The following is a 17,291-nucleotide window of genomic DNA, read 5'->3' as shown; positions in this document are numbered from 1 at the left end:
CCCTTTCCGCCTCTCTCTTTAAGGGAGCAGGTCGGACTTAGTTCGCACTATAGTTCATCACCACGCCGCTCAAACCGGAGATTTGCTTCAGTTCACCCAGTGAACCTTTCAGCTTATCTTTAGAGGCTTCCGGGCCCACAAGGATACGGGTAATTTTACCCTGCACCGGTGTGGAAGGTGAAGTGTAAACACGGTATCCCGCAGCGCGCAGTTTACCCACTACCTCGTTGACTTTATCGGCATTTTTAAGCGCGCCGAGCTGGACAACATAGGCTTTAGCCGTTGGCGCAGCATCTGGCTGAGTCGATTTTGCCGGAGGCGGCGTCTCTGACGCGGCGGCCAGCTGCTCTGCGGTTTTATCACGCTGTGGCTTAGGCTGCGGTTTCTCAACGGGCTTTGGTTTTTCTACCGGTTTTGGCTGCTCAACCGGAACAGGATCGATCTCACTGTTGGTATTCGCCGCCAGACGCGACGGGTCCAGCGATGGTGCAGCCGCATCACCTGCGCGCACCTCTTCGGCAGCACCTTCCGGCGGCTGGGCAGGAAGCGCCTGCGTTGCAGCAGGCAGCATATCCGGCTCGTCGCGATCGCCCGGTTTTGGCACCAGCGGAATGGCTGCAAACTCATCCTGATAATGTTTTTTCTGCCCGTCGAGCAGTCCCGGAAGAATAATCACCCCGAGCGCGACCAGCACAATGGTTCCTGTTAAACGGTTCTGAAACTTACTCGCCACCGGTTCTCCCCGCGTCCATTACTTCCATGACATGTGCCACCGTGTGGAATGACCCACACACCAGCACGGTATCTTCTGGTTTAGCATCCGCCATCACGGCATGCCAGGCCTGAACCACGCTTGTAAAGATTTTGCCTTCGCTGAGATGTTCCATCAACTGTTCAGCAGTGGCGCCACGTGGCCCTTCCAGAGGAGCACAATACCAGCTATCGACCACAGTCTCCATGCAGGCAAGCGTACCGCCGATATCTTTATCATGAAGCATACCGATAACCGCCAGCACGCGCCCAGTTTTTGGTAACGATTTGAGACGTCCTGCGAGATACGCCGCCGCATGCGGGTTGTGCGCCACGTCCAGAATCACCCGCGGTGACTCGCTGACAATCTGAAAACGTCCCGGCAGGATCGCGTTCTGAATGCCCTCACGAATGGCCTGCTCGCTGACCTTCAGTCCACTGGCACGCAGCGCCGCCAGCGCGGTCGCCGCGTTAGGCTGCGGTACCTGCGGCAGCGGCAGGTTGTCCAGTGTGCCTTGGGTATCGCAGAAACGCCAACCGCCGTCCTGAACCTCATACTGCCAGTCTACGCCGCGGCGCAAAAGCTGAGCGCCCTTCTCTTTTGCAACATCTGCAATGGTGTGCGGCATGTCAGGTTCACCCACGACGGCAGGCTTGCCCGCGCGGAAAATACCGGCCTTCTCGCGGCCAATGCTTTCGCGATCTGGCCCCAGCCAGTCGATATGGTCCAGCGCGATGCTGGTGACCACGGAAACATCAGCATCCACCATATTGGTGGCATCAAGACGCCCGCCGAGACCGACTTCAAGGATCACCACGTCCAGCTGGGCCTGTTTAAACAGCCACAGCGCCGAAAGCGTACCGTATTCAAAATAGGTTAATGAGATCTCACCGCGCGCGGCTTCAATTTCCGCAAACGACGCCGCGTGCGCCGATTCCGGCAGCTCGGTATTCTGCACGCGTACCCGCTCGGTATAACGCACCAGGTGCGGAGAGCTGTACACCCCCACCCTGTAGCCAGCGGCCATCAGGACAGATTCCAGCGTACGGCAGGTGGTGCCTTTACCGTTGGTGCCTGCAACGGTAAACACGAAGGGGGCTGGCTTCAGCACGTCGAGACGCATCGCGACCTGGCTTACGCGCTCAAGCCCCATATCGATGGTTTTACTGTGCAGATTTTCCAGATAAGAAAGCCACGCGACCAGGGGCGACGTGGCTTGGGGAATGCTTTTATTTTCCATGATGCCCGGTTCTTTAACGGTTTAGAAAGCAAAAGGGCAGCGCCGACCGGCCCTGCCCTTTTCAGTTATCAGGCCTCGGGTTCCTGATCCGGTACAACCACGCCTTCGCGCGGCTCATCCGGGCTCGGCGACGGAAGATTCATCAGCTTCGCCAGAACGCTTGCCAATTTCAGGCGCATTTCCGGACGGCGGACGATCATGTCGATAGCGCCTTTCTCGATGAGGAATTCACTGCGCTGGAAGCCCGGCGGCAGTTTTTCTCGAACGGTCTGTTCGATTACGCGAGGACCGGCAAAGCCAATCAGCGCTTTTGGCTCAGCGATGTTCAGATCGCCCAGCATCGCAAAGCTTGCAGATACGCCACCCATGGTTGGGTCGGTCAGCACAGAGATGTACGGCAGACCACGTTCCTGCATTTTTGCCAGCGCCGCAGAGGTTTTCGCCATCTGCATCAGGGACATCAGCGCTTCCTGCATACGCGCGCCGCCCGAGGCGGAGAAGCAGATCAGCGGACAGTTGTCTTCAAGAGCCTGCTCAACAGCACGTACGAAACGCGCGCCGACCACTGAACCCATTGAGCCGCCCATAAAGGAGAACTCAAACGCTGCAGCAACAACCGGCATCTCGTGCAGGGTGCCTTTCATGACGATCAGGGCGTCTTTCTCGCCGGTCTCTTTCTGGGCAGAGGCCAGACGATCTTTGTATTTTTTGGAATCGCGGAACTTCAGCACATCTTTCGGCTCAAGCTCGCTACCCAGTTCTACCAGAGAACCTTCGTCCAGCAGGCTATGCAGGCGGTTACGCGCCGACATACGCATGTGGTGGTCACATTTAGGACAAACCTCAAGATTGCGTTCCAATTCTGCACGATACAGAACCTGGCCGCAGCTATCACACTTCGTCCACACCCCTTCAGGAATGCTCGCTTTGCGAGTCGGGGTAATGTTGCTTTTAATTCGTTCAATCCAGCTCATTGATAACCTTTCTGCCTGAACCTGGTCGTATGCCAGTTTTGCTATAAGAGGCGAATAATGCCATTTTTGCCTCCAACAGACCATGAATGTTGCACATTAAAACATAACAGCCCGAAACTTTGGATAAAAAAGTGGTCGAACCGCCGATGCGCATTTACTTCGTTTGTTTTGCTGCCGCACGTCTGTGACGAATAATTTCAATCACGCCTGGCAATACAGAGAGAACAATAATCGCTACAATCAGTAACTTAAGGTTTTCCTGAACGACCGGAAGATCGCCAAACAGATAGCCCGCGTAGGTAAAGAGCAGCACCCACAGCAGCGCACCAACCACGTTATACATTGCAAAATGACGATAGGACATATGTCCCATTCCCGCCACAAACGGCGCAAATGTACGCACAATAGGCACAAAGCGCGCAAGGATAATGGTTTTACCGCCATGGCGTTCATAAAACGCGTGGGTCTTGTCTAAATAGCTGCGGCGGAAAATTTTCGAATTCGGATTACTGAATAGCCGTTCACCAAACACTCGCCCAATGGTGTAATTGACCGCATCGCCGATAATCGCCGCGATAATCATCAGTGCCACCATCAGGTGCACATTCAGATCGTTGGTTGGCAGCGCTGACAGCGCACCTGCCACAAACAGCAGTGAATCCCCCGGAAGAAACGGCGTGACGACAAGGCCAGTTTCGCAAAACAGGATCAGGAACAGAATGGCGTAGACCCAGACGCCATACTGCGCGACCAGCTCCGCCAGGTGAACATCAATATGCAAAATGAAATCAATCAGAAAACGTATTACGTCCATATTGTTTAAGCCTTAATTGCACCTTCGTTTAGTCCGCTAAAAACAGCGGGCCCATTGGCGGTTTTGGCAGGTCAAACCGATCCGGGTAGTCCACCGAGACCAGATACAGCCCTTCCGCTTTCGCCGTTGCTGCTGCAAGCGTTCTGTCCTTCGCTGCCAGCAGTTCTGCAATCCAGCTCTCCGGCTGGTGTCCGGCACCTACTTCCATCAGGCTGCCTACAATATTCCGCACCATATGATGTACAAAGGCATTGGCTTTGATATCCACCACCACATACGCGCCAAAACGGCTGACGTTTATGTGCATGACATTACGCCACGGCGTACGGGACTGACACTGCACCGCACGGAACGACGTAAAGTCATTTTCTCCTAACAACGACTGCGCCGCACGATGCATACGATCTGCATCCAGCGGTTCATAAAAATGCGTTACGCCCTGGCTTAACACCGCAGGACGCAGGCGCTGGTTATAAATGACGTAGCGGTAGCGGCGCGCGGTGGCGCTGAAGCGCGCATGAAAATCATCCGGCACAGCTTTCACCCAACGAACGGCAATGTCACCAGGTAAATTCGCATTTACCCCCAGCGTCCATGCGGCGTCTTTGCGAACCGCGGTGGTTTCAAAGTGAACCACCTGACCCGTGCCGTGAACACCGGCATCGGTACGTCCTGCACACAGGACGTTAATCGGCTCGTTTGCCACCTGAGTAAGCGCTTTTTCCAGCTTTTCCTGGACGCTGCGCACCTCATTCTGACGCTGCCAGCCATAATATTTACTGCCATCGTACTCAATGCCGAGGGCAATTTTATGAACCGGCTTTTGTTCCACTTCTGACATCAGTACAGGTACTCCTGCACCAGTTTTTCCGCAATTTTAACCGCCATTAACGCGCCACCAAAGCGGACGTTGTCGGCTACGGACCAAAACTGTACCTGCTCCGGCATACCGTAATCGTTACGTACGCAGCCAACAGAGAGATGCGCGCTGCCGCTCGCGTCGCCCACCTGAGTGGGGAACTCTCCCTCTTCAGACAGCACGATATCTTCGCCACGGCCAAACGCGTCACGTGCTTCTTCCGCCGCCAGCGGGCGCAGTGCTTCAAAACCCACCATCTGCGCGTGTCCGTAAAACACGGGCGACTGCACGCAGTTGGCGGAGATCATCAGGCCGTCATCCTGCAGGATTTTACGGGTTTCATCGACGATACGACGTTCTTCACGCACGGATCCTTCGCGATCGGGCAGCAGAGGCAGCATGTTGAACGCCAGCTGACGGCCAAAGAAATCATCTTCGTCAATCGGAATGCCGTTTAGCAGCTTCGCGCTCTGCCCCGCCAACGCATCGACCGCTTTTTTACCGTTGCCAGAAGCTGACAGCAGGCTGGTGACGGTAATACGCGACAGGCCACCGTCGTCGATCAGCGGTTTCAGTGCGGTAAGCAGCTGGCTGGTCAGGCTGTTGGGTACCGCAATGATGTTACGATTGCGGTAGTCTGCCAGAACAAACGGATTCACGTCTGGCACAACCAGCGGCACGTCTGGCTCCAGGGAGAACAGGCCGCTAAGATCAATCACCAGACAGCCCGCGTTGGTCGCTTCTTCAGCATAAGCGGCCGTAGCCTCAACACCTGCGGCAAAAAACGCCAGCTGCGCCTGGGTCCAGTCAAACTCTGCGGCATCCTGAACCCTGACGGATTTACCGTTGTAGCGCAGATGCTCACCCGCGCTATCGGTACGTGCCAGCGCATAAATATCGCCCACCGGGAACTGACGCTCAGCAAGGGTTTCAAGCAGGGCTTCGCCCACGGCGCCAGTGGCACCCAAAATGGCAATGTTCCAGCCTTCAGACATGGTGGTTTACTCCAGAAATAAAAAAGCGTCCCTGTCGGAGTATCCAACAGGGAGCATTAAGAAGACATTAACGCGCCGGGTGATGAACGGCGTTAAAACCCAGTTTGTGCAGAAGCGTCGCTGCCGACGCGTCGTCGCACATCACGTACAGGGAAGACCATTCGCGACGCTCAACATAATTTTTGCGCAGCTTGTCAAATTCACCCGGAATACCCGCCGATTTACGCAGCAGTGCGTCATCGCGGCGCACATCATACACCAAATGCACCAGCCTTTTCAGCGTTGCCTGATCGAGCGGGCCATGAAGGGTAATCCGCCCGAATTCAGGCGCAGGCAGTAGCGTATCCAGCGCCACCTGTTGCGGATGTCCAATAAAGGCGCTGTAGGCCTCAAAGACCTGGGTCGTCCCGCGCGCTTTTCCTTCGAGAGTATAACCGGCGATATGCGCGGTACCCACGTCCACCCTATTCAGCAGCGCAACGTTGAGATCGGGCTCTGGCTCCCAGACGTCAAGCACCACGCTGAGGTCTTGCCCCTCTTCCAGACATGTCAGCAGCGCGGCGTTATCGACAACAGGGCCACGGCAGGCATTTATCAGAATAGTGCCAGCCTTTAGGCGACGGATAAGCGTTTCGTCAGCAAGATGCAGCGACGTATACGGCCCCTCTTTAAAGAGCGGCGTGTGGAAAGTGAGCACATCGCACTGTTCAACCAGCTCGTCCAGCGAGTGGAAATTTTCCCGATCGCCGTTGTCTTTCCGCGGCGGGTCACACAGCAGGGTGCGAATGCCCAACGCCTCAAGACGCTTTTGCAGGCGTCCACCCACGTTGCCTACGCCGACAATGCCCACGGTGCGGTCCTTCAACGCAAAGCCGTCACGCTCTGCCAACATCAGCAGGGAAGAGAATACATACTCCACCACCGCGATAGCGTTACAGCCTGGCGCGGCCGAAAAACCAATCCCTGCCTGCTTAAGCCATGCATCATCCACATGATCCGTCCCTGCCGTAGCGGTGCCGACAAATTGAATCCCTTTGCCGGAGAGCAACGCCTCATTTACTTTGGTCACCGAGCGCACCATCAGGGCATCAGCATCATCCAGCTCGTTTACCGGAATGGGGCGGCCAGGGACAGCCTTAACGTCGCCGAGGCGGCTAAACAGCTCACGGGCGTAAGGCATATTTTCATCAACGAGGATTTTCACGTCTGAGTACCTGTTTGAGAGGAAGAAAACCCATCAAGTGTGCCATAATCTCGCCGCCAGGCATATACGTATGCCGGGTTAACGCTGAGTTTAGACTTTAAGGATTTTTGCCGATGCAGCCCATTTCAGGTACGCCGCCTCGCCCTCCGGGTGAAGGCCCCGTAACGCCCAACGTCGCAGGTGAACAACCGCTTTCCACGCAACAGCGCACCGTGCTGGAGCGACTGATCACGCGCCTGATTGCGCTGACGTCACAGCAAAACGCTGAAGTCTGGGCGGGGGTAAAACACGATCTGGGGGTGAAAAACGATGCGCCGCTGCAATCGCGCCATTTCCCTGCCGCCGAGCAGAATCTGAATCAGCGTCTGAGCACCGCGCAGCAAAATCACACCATGCGACAGACCGTATCCCAGCTGACCGAGCTGTTGGGCCAGGGGAATAACCGCCAGGCGGTGAGCGATTTTATTCGACAACAGTTCGGACATACTGCGCTGAGCCAGCTGACGCCGGAACAGCTCAAAACCGTACTGACCCTGCTGCAAAACAACCAACTGTCTATTCCACAGCCGCAGCAGCGTCCGGCAACCGAGCGTCCGCTACAGCCTGCGGAGCACAATACGCTTAAGCAGATGGTGACCCGACTGGCCGCCGCTACGGGCGAACCGACAAAACTTATCTGGCAGTCGATGCTGGAACTGTCCGGCGTGAAAAGCGGTGAGCTGATCCCCGCCAAACAGTTTACGCACTTGGTCACCTGGCTGCAGGCGCGCCAGACGCTCAGCGCCCAGAGTGCCCCTACCCTGCACACGGTCCAGGCCGCGCTGAAACAACCGCTTGAACCGCGCGAGTTTGACGCAATACGTGATTACGCCCAGCAGAACTGGCAGGCCACACCGCAAACGGTACTGACGACATCGCAGGTACAGGATTTACTGAATCAGATCTTCGTTCGTCGCGGCGAGCGTGAAAATGGCGCGCCAGAGGTTCGCAACATTCAGCCGATATATAGCCCACTGTTCGCGCCCGTGGTAGATACGTTTAAAACGCTTTCCGCCCGGCCGGGTCTGCTGTTTATTGCGTTGATGATTGCGCTGGCGATTTTCTGGCTGGTTGCGTGACGCTGTGCCCGGTGGCGTGAAGCTTACCGGGCCCGTAAACACCGTTCTCTACGCCTTACGAAATGCCACCAGCGTCACTACGATCCCCACGACCGCGGAAACCGCTCCCGCCAGAAATACGGAAGGGTAACCAAACGACGTCGCCAGCAGCCCTGCCAGCGGTGCGGTGATACCGTACGAAATATCCTGAAACGCTGCATAGCCACCCAGCGCCGTGCCACGCACCTGCGGGGCGACGCGCTTCACGACCTCAACGCCGAGCGCCGGGAAGATCAGCGAACAGCCGCAGCCGGTCAATGCTGCCCCCAGCAATGCGACGAATGCATTCGGTGCCTGCCATAGCAGGACCAGGCCTATGGCTTCAATCACCAGAGAAACCACGGCAACCCTTACGCCGCCGAAGCGATCCGGCATCCAGCCGAACAGCACGCGCATCAGCACAAACGCACCACCAAATGCCGTAAGCGTAAAGCCCGCCATCGCCCAGCCGCGGCTCATAAAGTACAGCGAGACGAAGGTGCCAATCACCGCAAAGCCGACGCCCTGTAGGGCCAGGCCCAGACCAGGCTGCCAGATTTGTCCCACCACACTCCACAGAGAAGGACGCTCGCCTTTATGGGCAGGTACCTTACGTACTGAACCGTTAAACGCCCACGCCAGCAGCGGCAGCACCATCGTAGTACCCGCCAGCACTGCAAAGCCAAAATGGCTGTGGATCAGCAGCCCCAGCGGTGCGCCAGCGGCCAGTGCGCCATAGATAGCCATACCGTTCCATGACATAACCTTGCCTGAACGCGCAGGGCCAACCAGCCCCATCCCCCAGGTCAGGGTACCGGTCAGCAGCTGGCTTTCGCCAAAGCCGAGGATGAGACGCCCGAGCACCAACAGTGCGAACTTATATGCCGCGTCCACCGGCAGAAGTGCGGCCAGCAGCCATGCGCCCCCCGCCAGGCCGCAGGCAAACATTCCCTGTAGCGCCGAGCGTTTTGCTCCGTGCTGATCCGCCAGACGTCCGGCATAACCACGGGTTAATACCGTGGCTAAAAATTGAATACCAACGGCAATACCCACCATGGTGTTGCCATAGCCCAGTTCCTGATGAACAAATAGCGGGATCACCGGCAGCGGCAGGCCAACGGTCATGTAGGTCAGGAACACCGCAAACGCGATGCGGAACAGCGAGGTGTTCCCGGAGGAGAGTTTTTTTTCTGAGGTAACGGCCGTCATGCATAACTCCATGTTCAGGCATAAAAAAAGGGAGCCACAGGCTCCCTTTTAGTCTACATTCAAACGCTTATGCTTTCAGCTTACGCATAACCAGCGTGGCGTTAGTTCCGCCAAAACCGAAGCTGTTGGACATAACGGTAGTCAATGTCGCGTCAGTCGGCTTGGTCACGATGTTCAGGCCAGCCGCCTGCTCGTCCAGCTCGTCGATGTTGATGCTTGGCGCAATAAAGCCATTTTCCAGCATCAGCAGTGAGTAGATAGCTTCCTGCACGCCTGCCGCACCCAGTGAGTGGCCGGTCATGGCTTTGGTTGCAGAGATAGCCGGGCTGTTGTCGCCGAAAACTTCACGGATCGCACCCAGCTCTTTCACGTCGCCTACCGGAGTAGACGTACCGTGGGAGTTCAGGTAGTCGATTGGGGTATCAACGCCGTGCATTGCCATCTTCATGCAGCGCACCGCGCCTTCGCCTGAAGGTGCAACCATGTCAGCGCCATCGGACGTTGCGCCGTAGCCAACGATTTCAGCATAGATGTGTGCACCGCGTGCCAGAGCGTGTTCCAGCTCTTCAACCACAACCATACCGCCGCCGCCAGCGATGATGAAACCGTCGCGGTGAGCATCATAGGTACGGGATGCTTTTTCCGGGGTTTCGTTGTATTTGGTGGACAGTGCGCCCATCGCGTCGAACTCACAGGCCATTTCCCAGCCCAGCTCTTCGCCGCCGCCAGCAAACACGATGTCCTGTTTACCCAGTTGGATCTGCTCAACCGCGTTACCGATACAGTGTGCAGACGTCGCACACGCGGAACTGATTGAGTAGTTAACGCCATGGATTTTAAACGGGGTTGCCAGGCAAGCAGAAACCGCAGAGCCCATCGCTTTGGTCACAACGTAAGGACCCACCGCTTTCAGGCCGCGCGGACTACGCATCGCGTCAGCACCGAAGACCTGTGCTTTAGACGAGCCGCCGGAACCGGCAATCAGGCCAACGCGTGGGTTGTTCTGATAAACCTCTTCGCTCAGACCCGCATCAGCGATAGCTTCCTGCATGGAGAGATAGGCATAAATAGAGGCATCGTTCATGAAACGAACCACTTTGCGGTCAATCAAACCGGTGGTATCCAGTTTGACGTTACCCCATACGTGGCTACGCATGCCCGAATCTTTAAACTCTTCAGAGAAAGTGATCCCGGAGCGTCCTTCACGCAGAGATGCCAGGACTTCCTGCTGGTTATTACCGATGCTGGAAACGATGCCCAGGCCAGTAATCACTGCACGTTTCATTCAATACCTCTGTAAGTCGCACTATAATAAGTTTCGAGTGGCACAATAGCGTACACTTGTACGCCGAACAAGTCCGATCAGCCAATTTCTGTGGAAATTTGCACCAACGGACTCACATCGTTAAGATCGTGCCACTGCCTGTCAGACGAGTAACTTACGTGAAACAAAACGCTATACAACCCGCCAACCTCGAATTCAACGCTGAGGGTACACCTGTTTCCCGAGATTTTGATGACGTCTATTTTTCTAATGATAACGGACTGGAAGAAACCCGTTATGTTTTCCTTGAAGGAAACCATCTTAGCACCCGTTTCCCGACGCATCCGCGCAGCCTGTTTGTCGTGGCGGAAAGCGGATTCGGCACCGGGCTGAACTTTCTTACCCTCTGGCAGGCGTTCGATCGGTTTCGCGCTACCCATCCTGAGGCTACGCTCCAAAGATTACATTTCGTCAGTTTTGAAAAATTCCCGCTTACCGCGCACGATCTGCTGCTAGCCCATCAACACTGGCCGGAGCTTGCGCCCTGGGCAGCGCAGCTTCAGTCCCAATGGCCACCGGCCATTGGCGGTTGTCATCGCCTGCTGCTGGACGGCGGGCGCGTAACGCTGGATTTATGGCTGGGCGATATTAATGACCTGACGGATAAACTCGACGACTCGATGAATCAGATAGTTGACGCCTGGTTCCTGGATGGTTTTGCTCCCGCTAAAAATCCGGATATGTGGAGCCAACATCTGTTCGACGCAATGGCGCGCCTGGCGCGTCCCGGCGCTACGCTAGCCACCTTCACCTCGGCTGGATTTGTTCGTCGCGGATTGCAGGAAGCGGGCTTTACGATGCGAAAGACCAAAGGCTTTGGCCGCAAGCGCGACATGCTGGTCGGCGATATGGAACAGGCGCTGACGGTCCCCGTACAGGCTCCCTGGTTTGCCCGCAGTGCTAGCGCATCCCGTGAGGTGGCAATAGTCGGTGGAGGCATTGCCAGCGCCCTGCTCTCGCTCGCCCTTTTGCATCGCGGCTGGCAGGTAACGCTCTACTGTGCCGATGACGCACCGGCAGCGGGGGCGTCCGGTAATCGTCAGGGGGCGCTCTATCCCCTGCTGAGCGCCCACGATCCGGCATTGAGCCAGTTCTTCCCGGCGGCCTTCACCTTCGCCCGACGCCTGTATGACACGCTGCCCGTCGCGTTTGCTCATGACTGGTGCGGCGTCACGCAGCTTGGCTGGGATGAGAAAAGCCAGCAAAAAATCACGCAAATGCTGTCGCTGGGCTTACCGGAAGCGATCGCCCACGCGGTAACCGCGCAGCAGATTGCTGACATCGCTGGCGTTGACGCTGGCTGCGACGGTATTCACTATCCGCTCGGCGGCTGGCTGTGTCCTGCGGAACTGACGGCAGCGGCGATAGCCCTTGCACAGTCGCACGGACTTTCTGTGTACTATGCCCACAAGGTTGAGTCACTTAGCCGGAGCGAGAAATGGCATCTTCACTTTGCTGATAGCACGCAGGCGCAGCATGCCAGCGTTGTGCTGGCAAACGGGCACACTATCAGCCAGTTTTGCCAGACAGAAACGCTGCCCGTTTATCCGGTCGGGGGTCAGGTAAGCCACATCCCCACCACGCAGGCGCTGGAAAAATTACGCCAGGTGCTCTGTTACGACGGCTATCTGACGCCGCAAAACCCGTCAAATGGCCACCACTGCATCGGTGCCAGCTATCATCGCGGTGAAACCAACATGCATTACCGTGAAGACGATCAGCAGCAAAATCGCCAGCGCTTGATTGACTGTTTCCCTGAGGCGACCTGGGCGAAACAGGTTGATGTCAGCGCAGGCGATGCACGCTGCGGCGTACGCTGTGCCACCCGTGACCATCTGCCGATGGTGGGAAATGTACCGAATTATGGCGCTACGCTTGAGGCCTATCAGGATCTTGCTGAGAACCGACAAACTGCGGTGGGCGCACCGGTTTATCCGGAGCTGTTTATGCTTGGGGGGTTGGGATCGCGTGGGCTGTGTTCTGCGCCGCTGTTGGCGGAAGTCCTTGCCGCGCAAATGAGCAATGAACCGATACCGCTGGACAGCATTACCCTGGCAGGACTCAATCCAAATCGTTTGTGGGTAAGGAAGTTGCTAAAGGGGAAATTGGTTAAGTAAAGTGCGGCCTGGCCCCTCACCCTAGCCCTCTCCCGAAAGGGGAGAGGGAAGTGAACGTGCCGACTTAGCGTTTAGCCTGCTGGAACAAATTGTCCCACATGCCGAGCACTAATGACTGGTCACGGGGAGAGAGCTCGCCCGCCTGAATGGCTTTCTCCAGGCTGCGGCTCACCTCTTCGTGAACCGCTTCGGCAGAGTGATCGTCCCCTGCTTCCAGCTCGGCAACGGCGAGCGTCAGGTGACCACGTAGATAACCGCTGGCGAACAGCTCATCATCACTGGCGTGTTCCACCATGTCATCAATTAACGCCAGAATGCGTGATTCAAACTCTGCGATCATCTTCTTTCCTCAGTTAAAGATCTTCCGGCCACGGGAAGCATTCCGCCGTGATATCCGGCGTGTGGTAATAATTTTGTAACGCCTTGATAAAGCGCGCCGGACGTTCCGGGATACCCTTATCAAGATATTCCATCACCTGCGCGTGCACGCGGCGCTGGAAGACAATACGGTCTGGCTCAACGTCACCTTCGAGGTTGTCGCAGCTGACGTTGAACGGGAAGCCCGCCGCCACGCAGAACAACCACTCTAACGCCTGCGGTTTTACCTCAACATCTTCAAACTGCCCCTGCGTCGCGGCATCGCGACCGTCCGGGCAATACCAGTAGCCGAAGTCCACCAACTCGCGGCGCGCTTTTCCCGCAATACACCAGTGCGAAATCTCATGCATTCCGCTGGCATAAAAGCCGTGCGCAAACACGATGCGGTTATACGGCACCTCGGCATCAGCAGGAAGATAGATCGGTTCGTCGTCGCCTTTAATCAGACGGGTATTAAAATCACCGGCAAAACAGCCGTCAAAAATCTCAATCAGCTGTTCATAATTATGCGTACTGTTCATGCGTTCATCCCCAACCAGTGGAGGATCTCCTGTCCGTGGCTGTCGAAAAGTAGCTTGGCACTCATCACCGCCGATACCACAACAATCATCGGACGGATCAGCTTTTGCCCCTTGCTTAATACCAGGCGCGAGCCCACGCGCGCGCCTAAAAATTGTCCTGCCATCATCACAAAGCCCGTTGCCCAGATAACCTTGCCCCCGATGATAAACAGCAGCAGACCGCCCACGTTCGACGTGGCGTTGAGAACTTTGGCATGAGCAGTAGATTTAGCCAGGTTAAACCCGGCCAGCGTCACGAACGCCAGCGCGTAAAATGAACCTGCCCCCGGCCCGAAGAAGCCATCGTAAAAGCCGACGCAGCCCCCAGCGATAAGCGCAAACGGCAAGCCGTGCAGACGACGCTGGCGGTCTTCTTCACCGAGTTTTGGCATCAGTAAAAAATACAGGCCGATGCAGATAACCAGTATGGGCAGGATTTGACGCAAGATATCAGACTGCACGTGCTGCACCAGCAGCGCACCTGAAGTGGAGCCGATAAAGGTCATCAGAATATTGAGCTTCTGATCGGCAAGATTCACCACTTTGCGACGAATGAAGTAGAGTGACGCCGAGAGTGACCCGCCACAGGCCTGCAGTTTGTTCGTCGCAAGCGCCTGTGCAGGGCTCATGCCCACCGCCAGCAGCGCCGGGACGGTTAGCAAACCACCGCCCCCCGCGAGGGCATCGATAAAACCGGCCAGCATCGCAACAAAAAAGAGCACCACCAGCAGCGTCGGTGACACCATAAACAGTTCGACGAAATTATCCATTAAAGTACATGCTCATCCAGTAGCGCCTGGCAGGAAGGCGGCAACGGAGGCGGTGTCTTCTTCTCAGGCTTAGAGGTTCCAGGTTTGGCCGGTTCAAACCAGCTTTGCAGTTCCGCACCACAGCCATCGCCCGGCGGTGGAAGCGGCTGATCTTCACATTCGAGACTGTTCGCCGGGCAGCGTAAACGGACGTGCATATGCGCACGATGCTGGAACCACGGGCGCACTTTACGCAGCCAATCACGGTCGGTTCCCGCATCCAGACAGAGTTGTTGCTTGATAGCCGGATTAACAAAAATCCGCGTGACGTCATTATCTTCCGCCGCCAGCTTGATCATGCTGGAAACATCCCGTGTCCAGAGCGACGGCACAACGCTTTTTCCGTCGCGCGCGACCAGATCCAGGGCCTGCGGTTTTAACAGCTGGGCAGCGCTCCACCGCGCTTTCGGCAACTGCAGGAAGATATCAACGTCCAGCCCGGACTGGTGGCTGGCGTGCCCACCGTTGAAGCGGCCACCTGCAGGCATTCCCATATCGCCAATCAGCATCGTACCCAGCCCCAGGTTATGCACCTGATTTCCCAGACGCTGGATAAACAGCACCAGATCCGGGTGACCGAAGTAGCGGCGCTGGTCAGTGCGCATCACCTGGTAGGTATCAGACTGAAGCGGAAGCGCCTGAGCGCCAACAATACAGCCGTTCGAGAACGCACCGATAGACTGCGCGCTCCCGGCCACCGGATGGGTGATTTTCTGCCACGGCGTCGCGGCCAGACTGGCTCCACTGGCGAGCAGCGCCAGCAGAGCAATTGCGGTTTTTTTCATGTTTACCAGCGTGGAATGGTGGTCGTCACATCCGCATTCTGCGCGCGCTGGCGCAGGAAGTGATCCATCAGCACGATCGCCAGCATGGCTTCTGCGATCGGCACTGCGCGGATCCCAACGCAGGGATCGTGACGTCCTTTGGTGATCATCTCAACTTCTTCGCCAGAACGGTTAATCGTGTGGCCCGGCACGGTAATACTGGAGGTTGGCTTCAGCGCGATATTGGCGACAATCTGCTGCCCGCTGCTGATCCCGCCCAAAATGCCACCGGCATGGTTGCTCTGGAAACCGTCTTTGGTAATCTCATCGCGGTTCTGGCTGCCGCGAAGCTGAACGACGTCAAAACCGTCGCCAATTTCAACGCCTTTCACCGCGTTGATGCTCATCATTGCGTGGGCGATGTCGGCGTCCAGGCGATCGAACACCGGCTCACCCCAGCCTGGCGGCACGCCGTCAGCGACCACGGTGACTTTAGCGCCTATGGAGTCACCCTCTTTTTTCAGGCCGCGCATCAGTTCATCCAGCGCGTCCAGCTTGTCGGCATCCGCGCAGAAGAACGGGTTTTGTTCAACCAGGTCCCAGTCTTTGATCGCCAGCGGAATATCGCCCATCTGGGTCAGACAGCCGCGGATCGCAATGCCGAATTTCTGCTGCAGGTATTTCTTGGCAATGGCTCCTGCCGCCACGCGCATCGCGGTTTCGCGCGCGGACGAACGCCCGCCGCCGCGATAGTCGCGGAAACCGTATTTTTGCTCATAGGTGTAGTCGGCATGACCCGGACGGAAGACGTCTTTAATGGCACCGTAGTCTTGGGAACGCTGATCGGTGTTTTCAATCAACAGACCGATGCTGGTCCCGGTGGTGCGGCCTTCGAAAACGCCGGAAAGAATTTTAACCTGGTCCGGCTCGCGACGCTGCGTGGTGTAGCGAGAGGTGCCCGGACGACGACGGTCGAGGTCGTGCTGTAGATCGGCTTCGGTCAGTTCGATGCCTGGCGGTACGCCGTCAACGATACAGCCCAGCGCCAGCCCGTGCGACTCACCGAAGGTGGTTACGCGGAATAATTGTCCAATACTGTTTCCTGCCATCACGGCTCCGATGTCGTTATTTGTGTGTGAGCGTTGTGAAACGGGCCGAAGCCCGCTGGATTAATCTTTGTAAATGCTGAAGTGTTCACGCGCGGCGAGAAGCTGCGCTTTGGTCAGCATAAAGACGCCGTCACCGCCGTTGTCGAACTCAAGCCAGGTGAACGGCACATCCGGGTACTGCTCTATCAGATGTACCATGCTGTTGCCCACTTCACAAATCAGAACACCGTGGTCGGTCAGGTAATCCGGCGCACAGGCCAGAATACGGCGCGTCAGCTTCAGGCCATCAGATCCTGACGCCAGACCCAGCTCTGGCTCGTGGCGATATTCATTTGGCAGATCGGACATATCTTCCGCATCAACATACGGCGGATTGGTGACTATCAGATCGTATTGCAGCGTCGGCAGGTCGCGGAACAGGTCAGAGCGAATTGGCGTAACGTGGTGGATGAGACCGTGCTCTTCAATGTTGTGCTCGGTCACGGCAAGCGCGTCGGTCGAGATGTCTACCGCGTCCACTTCCGCTTCCGGGAAAGCATACGCGCAGGCGATGGCGATACAGCCGCTGCCGGTACACATATCCAGGATATGCTGCGGCTGATGGTTAATCAGGCCATCGAAATGATTGTTGATCAGCTCGCCAATCGGCGAGCGCGGCACCAGCACACGTTCATCAACATAAAATTCGTGGCCGCAGAACCAAGCTTTGTTGGTCAGATAGGCGACGGGAATACGCTCGTTGACGCGGCGGATCACGCGCTCAACGATGCGGTGTTTTTCGCTGGAAGTCAGACGCGCGCTACGCATGTCTTCCGGGATATCCAGCGGCAGGTACAACGACGGAAGTACCAGCTGTACCGCCTCATCCCACGGGTTATCGGTGCCGTGTCCGTACCAGATATTGGCGGCGCTGAAGCGGCTAACCGACCAGCGCAACATGTCCTGTATGGTATGCAGCTCGTTTACTGCTTCATCGACAAAAATTTTATCCACTCTTTCCTCCAGGGCATGCTCGCATAATTTTCGGCGGCTAGTTTGCCATGAAGAC

General features: G+C 56.6%; 17 protein-coding genes. 2 read left to right on the top strand and 15 right to left on the bottom strand.

Annotated features, from left to right (window positions below; translation table 11 throughout):
* Positions 1-37: 37 nt before the first annotated feature.
* The 7 genes from dedD to pdxB all read right to left on the bottom strand — a co-directional run bounded on the left by dedD (position 38) and on the right by pdxB (position 6,837).
* Positions 38-733 carry a cell division protein DedD gene (dedD, locus tag V5P19_RS01065; protein WP_334399296.1) on the bottom strand — a complete coding sequence of 232 codons (696 nt, stop codon included), beginning with the start codon at positions 731-733 and terminating at the stop codon, positions 38-40.
* Positions 723-1,991, bottom strand: a complete 1,269-nt coding sequence (folC, locus tag V5P19_RS01060; protein WP_334399294.1) for a bifunctional tetrahydrofolate synthase/dihydrofolate synthase — start codon at positions 1,989-1,991, stop codon at positions 723-725. The genes dedD and folC overlap by 11 nt, the downstream gene beginning before the upstream one ends.
* A gap of 68 nt (positions 1,992-2,059) precedes the next feature.
* Positions 2,060-2,965, bottom strand: coding sequence for an acetyl-CoA carboxylase, carboxyltransferase subunit beta (accD, locus tag V5P19_RS01055; RefSeq protein ID WP_154849050.1), 906 nt, complete (start codon positions 2,963-2,965; stop codon positions 2,060-2,062).
* 154 nt (positions 2,966-3,119) lie between these two features.
* A complete protein-coding gene (locus tag V5P19_RS01050) occupies positions 3,120-3,779 on the bottom strand; it encodes a DedA family protein (protein ID WP_334399290.1) in 660 nt (219 codons plus the stop codon).
* 28 nt (positions 3,780-3,807) lie between these two features.
* The gene (gene truA, locus V5P19_RS01045) at positions 3,808-4,620 is read right to left on the bottom strand and encodes a tRNA pseudouridine(38-40) synthase TruA (RefSeq protein ID WP_334399288.1); all 813 of its coding nucleotides are present in this window, start codon (positions 4,618-4,620) and stop codon (positions 3,808-3,810) included.
* Positions 4,620-5,633, bottom strand: a complete 1,014-nt coding sequence (locus V5P19_RS01040; RefSeq protein ID WP_334399286.1) for an aspartate-semialdehyde dehydrogenase — start codon at positions 5,631-5,633, stop codon at positions 4,620-4,622. Before V5P19_RS01040 ends, truA begins: the two co-directional genes overlap by 1 nt.
* Positions 5,634-5,700: 67 nt before the next feature.
* On the bottom strand, positions 5,701-6,837 hold the full coding sequence (gene pdxB / locus V5P19_RS01035) for a 4-phosphoerythronate dehydrogenase PdxB (RefSeq protein WP_334399284.1): 1,137 nt from the start codon (positions 6,835-6,837) through the stop codon (positions 5,701-5,703).
* A gap of 113 nt (positions 6,838-6,950) precedes the next feature.
* Between pdxB and flk the strand changes: the two genes are divergently transcribed.
* Positions 6,951-7,955 (top strand): flagella biosynthesis regulator Flk, encoded by a 1,005-nt coding sequence (gene flk / locus V5P19_RS01030; protein WP_334399282.1) that lies wholly within the window; start codon positions 6,951-6,953, stop codon positions 7,953-7,955.
* A gap of 48 nt (positions 7,956-8,003) precedes the next feature.
* Here the strand turns inward: flk and V5P19_RS01025 are convergent, their stop codons facing one another.
* Complete coding sequence (locus tag V5P19_RS01025; RefSeq protein ID WP_334399280.1) at positions 8,004-9,182, bottom strand: MFS transporter; 1,179 nt, start codon at positions 9,180-9,182, stop codon at positions 8,004-8,006.
* Between the two features lie 67 nt (positions 9,183-9,249).
* The gene (gene fabB, locus V5P19_RS01020) at positions 9,250-10,467 is read right to left on the bottom strand and encodes a beta-ketoacyl-ACP synthase I (RefSeq protein ID WP_334399278.1); all 1,218 of its coding nucleotides are present in this window, start codon (positions 10,465-10,467) and stop codon (positions 9,250-9,252) included.
* 158 nt (positions 10,468-10,625) lie between these two features.
* Between fabB and mnmC the strand changes: the two genes are divergently transcribed.
* A complete protein-coding gene (mnmC, locus tag V5P19_RS01015; RefSeq protein ID WP_334399276.1) occupies positions 10,626-12,623 on the top strand; it encodes a bifunctional tRNA (5-methylaminomethyl-2-thiouridine)(34)-methyltransferase MnmD/FAD-dependent 5-carboxymethylaminomethyl-2-thiouridine(34) oxidoreductase MnmC in 1,998 nt (665 codons plus the stop codon).
* Positions 12,624-12,687: 64 nt separating this feature from the next.
* Here mnmC and V5P19_RS01010 read toward each other — a convergent pair whose 3' ends face one another.
* From V5P19_RS01010 to prmB, 6 genes are read right to left on the bottom strand one after another with little or no spacing between them, the layout of a single operon-like run.
* A complete protein-coding gene (locus tag V5P19_RS01010; RefSeq protein WP_334399274.1) occupies positions 12,688-12,963 on the bottom strand; it encodes a YfcL family protein in 276 nt (91 codons plus the stop codon).
* A gap of 13 nt (positions 12,964-12,976) precedes the next feature.
* The gene (locus tag V5P19_RS01005) at positions 12,977-13,522 is read right to left on the bottom strand and encodes an elongation factor P hydroxylase (protein WP_334399272.1); all 546 of its coding nucleotides are present in this window, start codon (positions 13,520-13,522) and stop codon (positions 12,977-12,979) included.
* Entirely contained in the window at positions 13,519-14,331 is an 813-nt protein-coding gene (locus tag V5P19_RS01000) for a sulfite exporter TauE/SafE family protein (RefSeq protein ID WP_334399270.1), read from the bottom strand. The genes V5P19_RS01005 and V5P19_RS01000 overlap by 4 nt, the downstream gene beginning before the upstream one ends.
* Positions 14,331-15,155, bottom strand: a complete 825-nt coding sequence (gene mepA, locus V5P19_RS00995) for a penicillin-insensitive murein endopeptidase (RefSeq protein ID WP_334399268.1) — start codon at positions 15,153-15,155, stop codon at positions 14,331-14,333. Before mepA ends, V5P19_RS01000 begins: the two co-directional genes overlap by 1 nt.
* A gap of 2 nt (positions 15,156-15,157) precedes the next feature.
* On the bottom strand, positions 15,158-16,243 hold the full coding sequence (aroC, locus tag V5P19_RS00990) for a chorismate synthase (RefSeq protein ID WP_334399266.1): 1,086 nt from the start codon (positions 16,241-16,243) through the stop codon (positions 15,158-15,160).
* Positions 16,244-16,303: 60 nt separating this feature from the next.
* Positions 16,304-17,236, bottom strand: a complete 933-nt coding sequence (gene prmB, locus V5P19_RS00985; protein ID WP_334399264.1) for a 50S ribosomal protein L3 N(5)-glutamine methyltransferase — start codon at positions 17,234-17,236, stop codon at positions 16,304-16,306.
* Positions 17,237-17,291: the final 55 nt, after the last annotated feature.

It is taken from the genome of Enterobacter sp. UNJFSC 003 (assembly GCF_036903355.1).
Taxonomy (GTDB): Bacteria; Pseudomonadota; Gammaproteobacteria; order Enterobacterales; family Enterobacteriaceae; genus Enterobacter.
The sequence above is the reverse complement of the archived record's forward strand: the minus strand, read 5'-3'. Positions and strand labels throughout refer to the sequence as shown.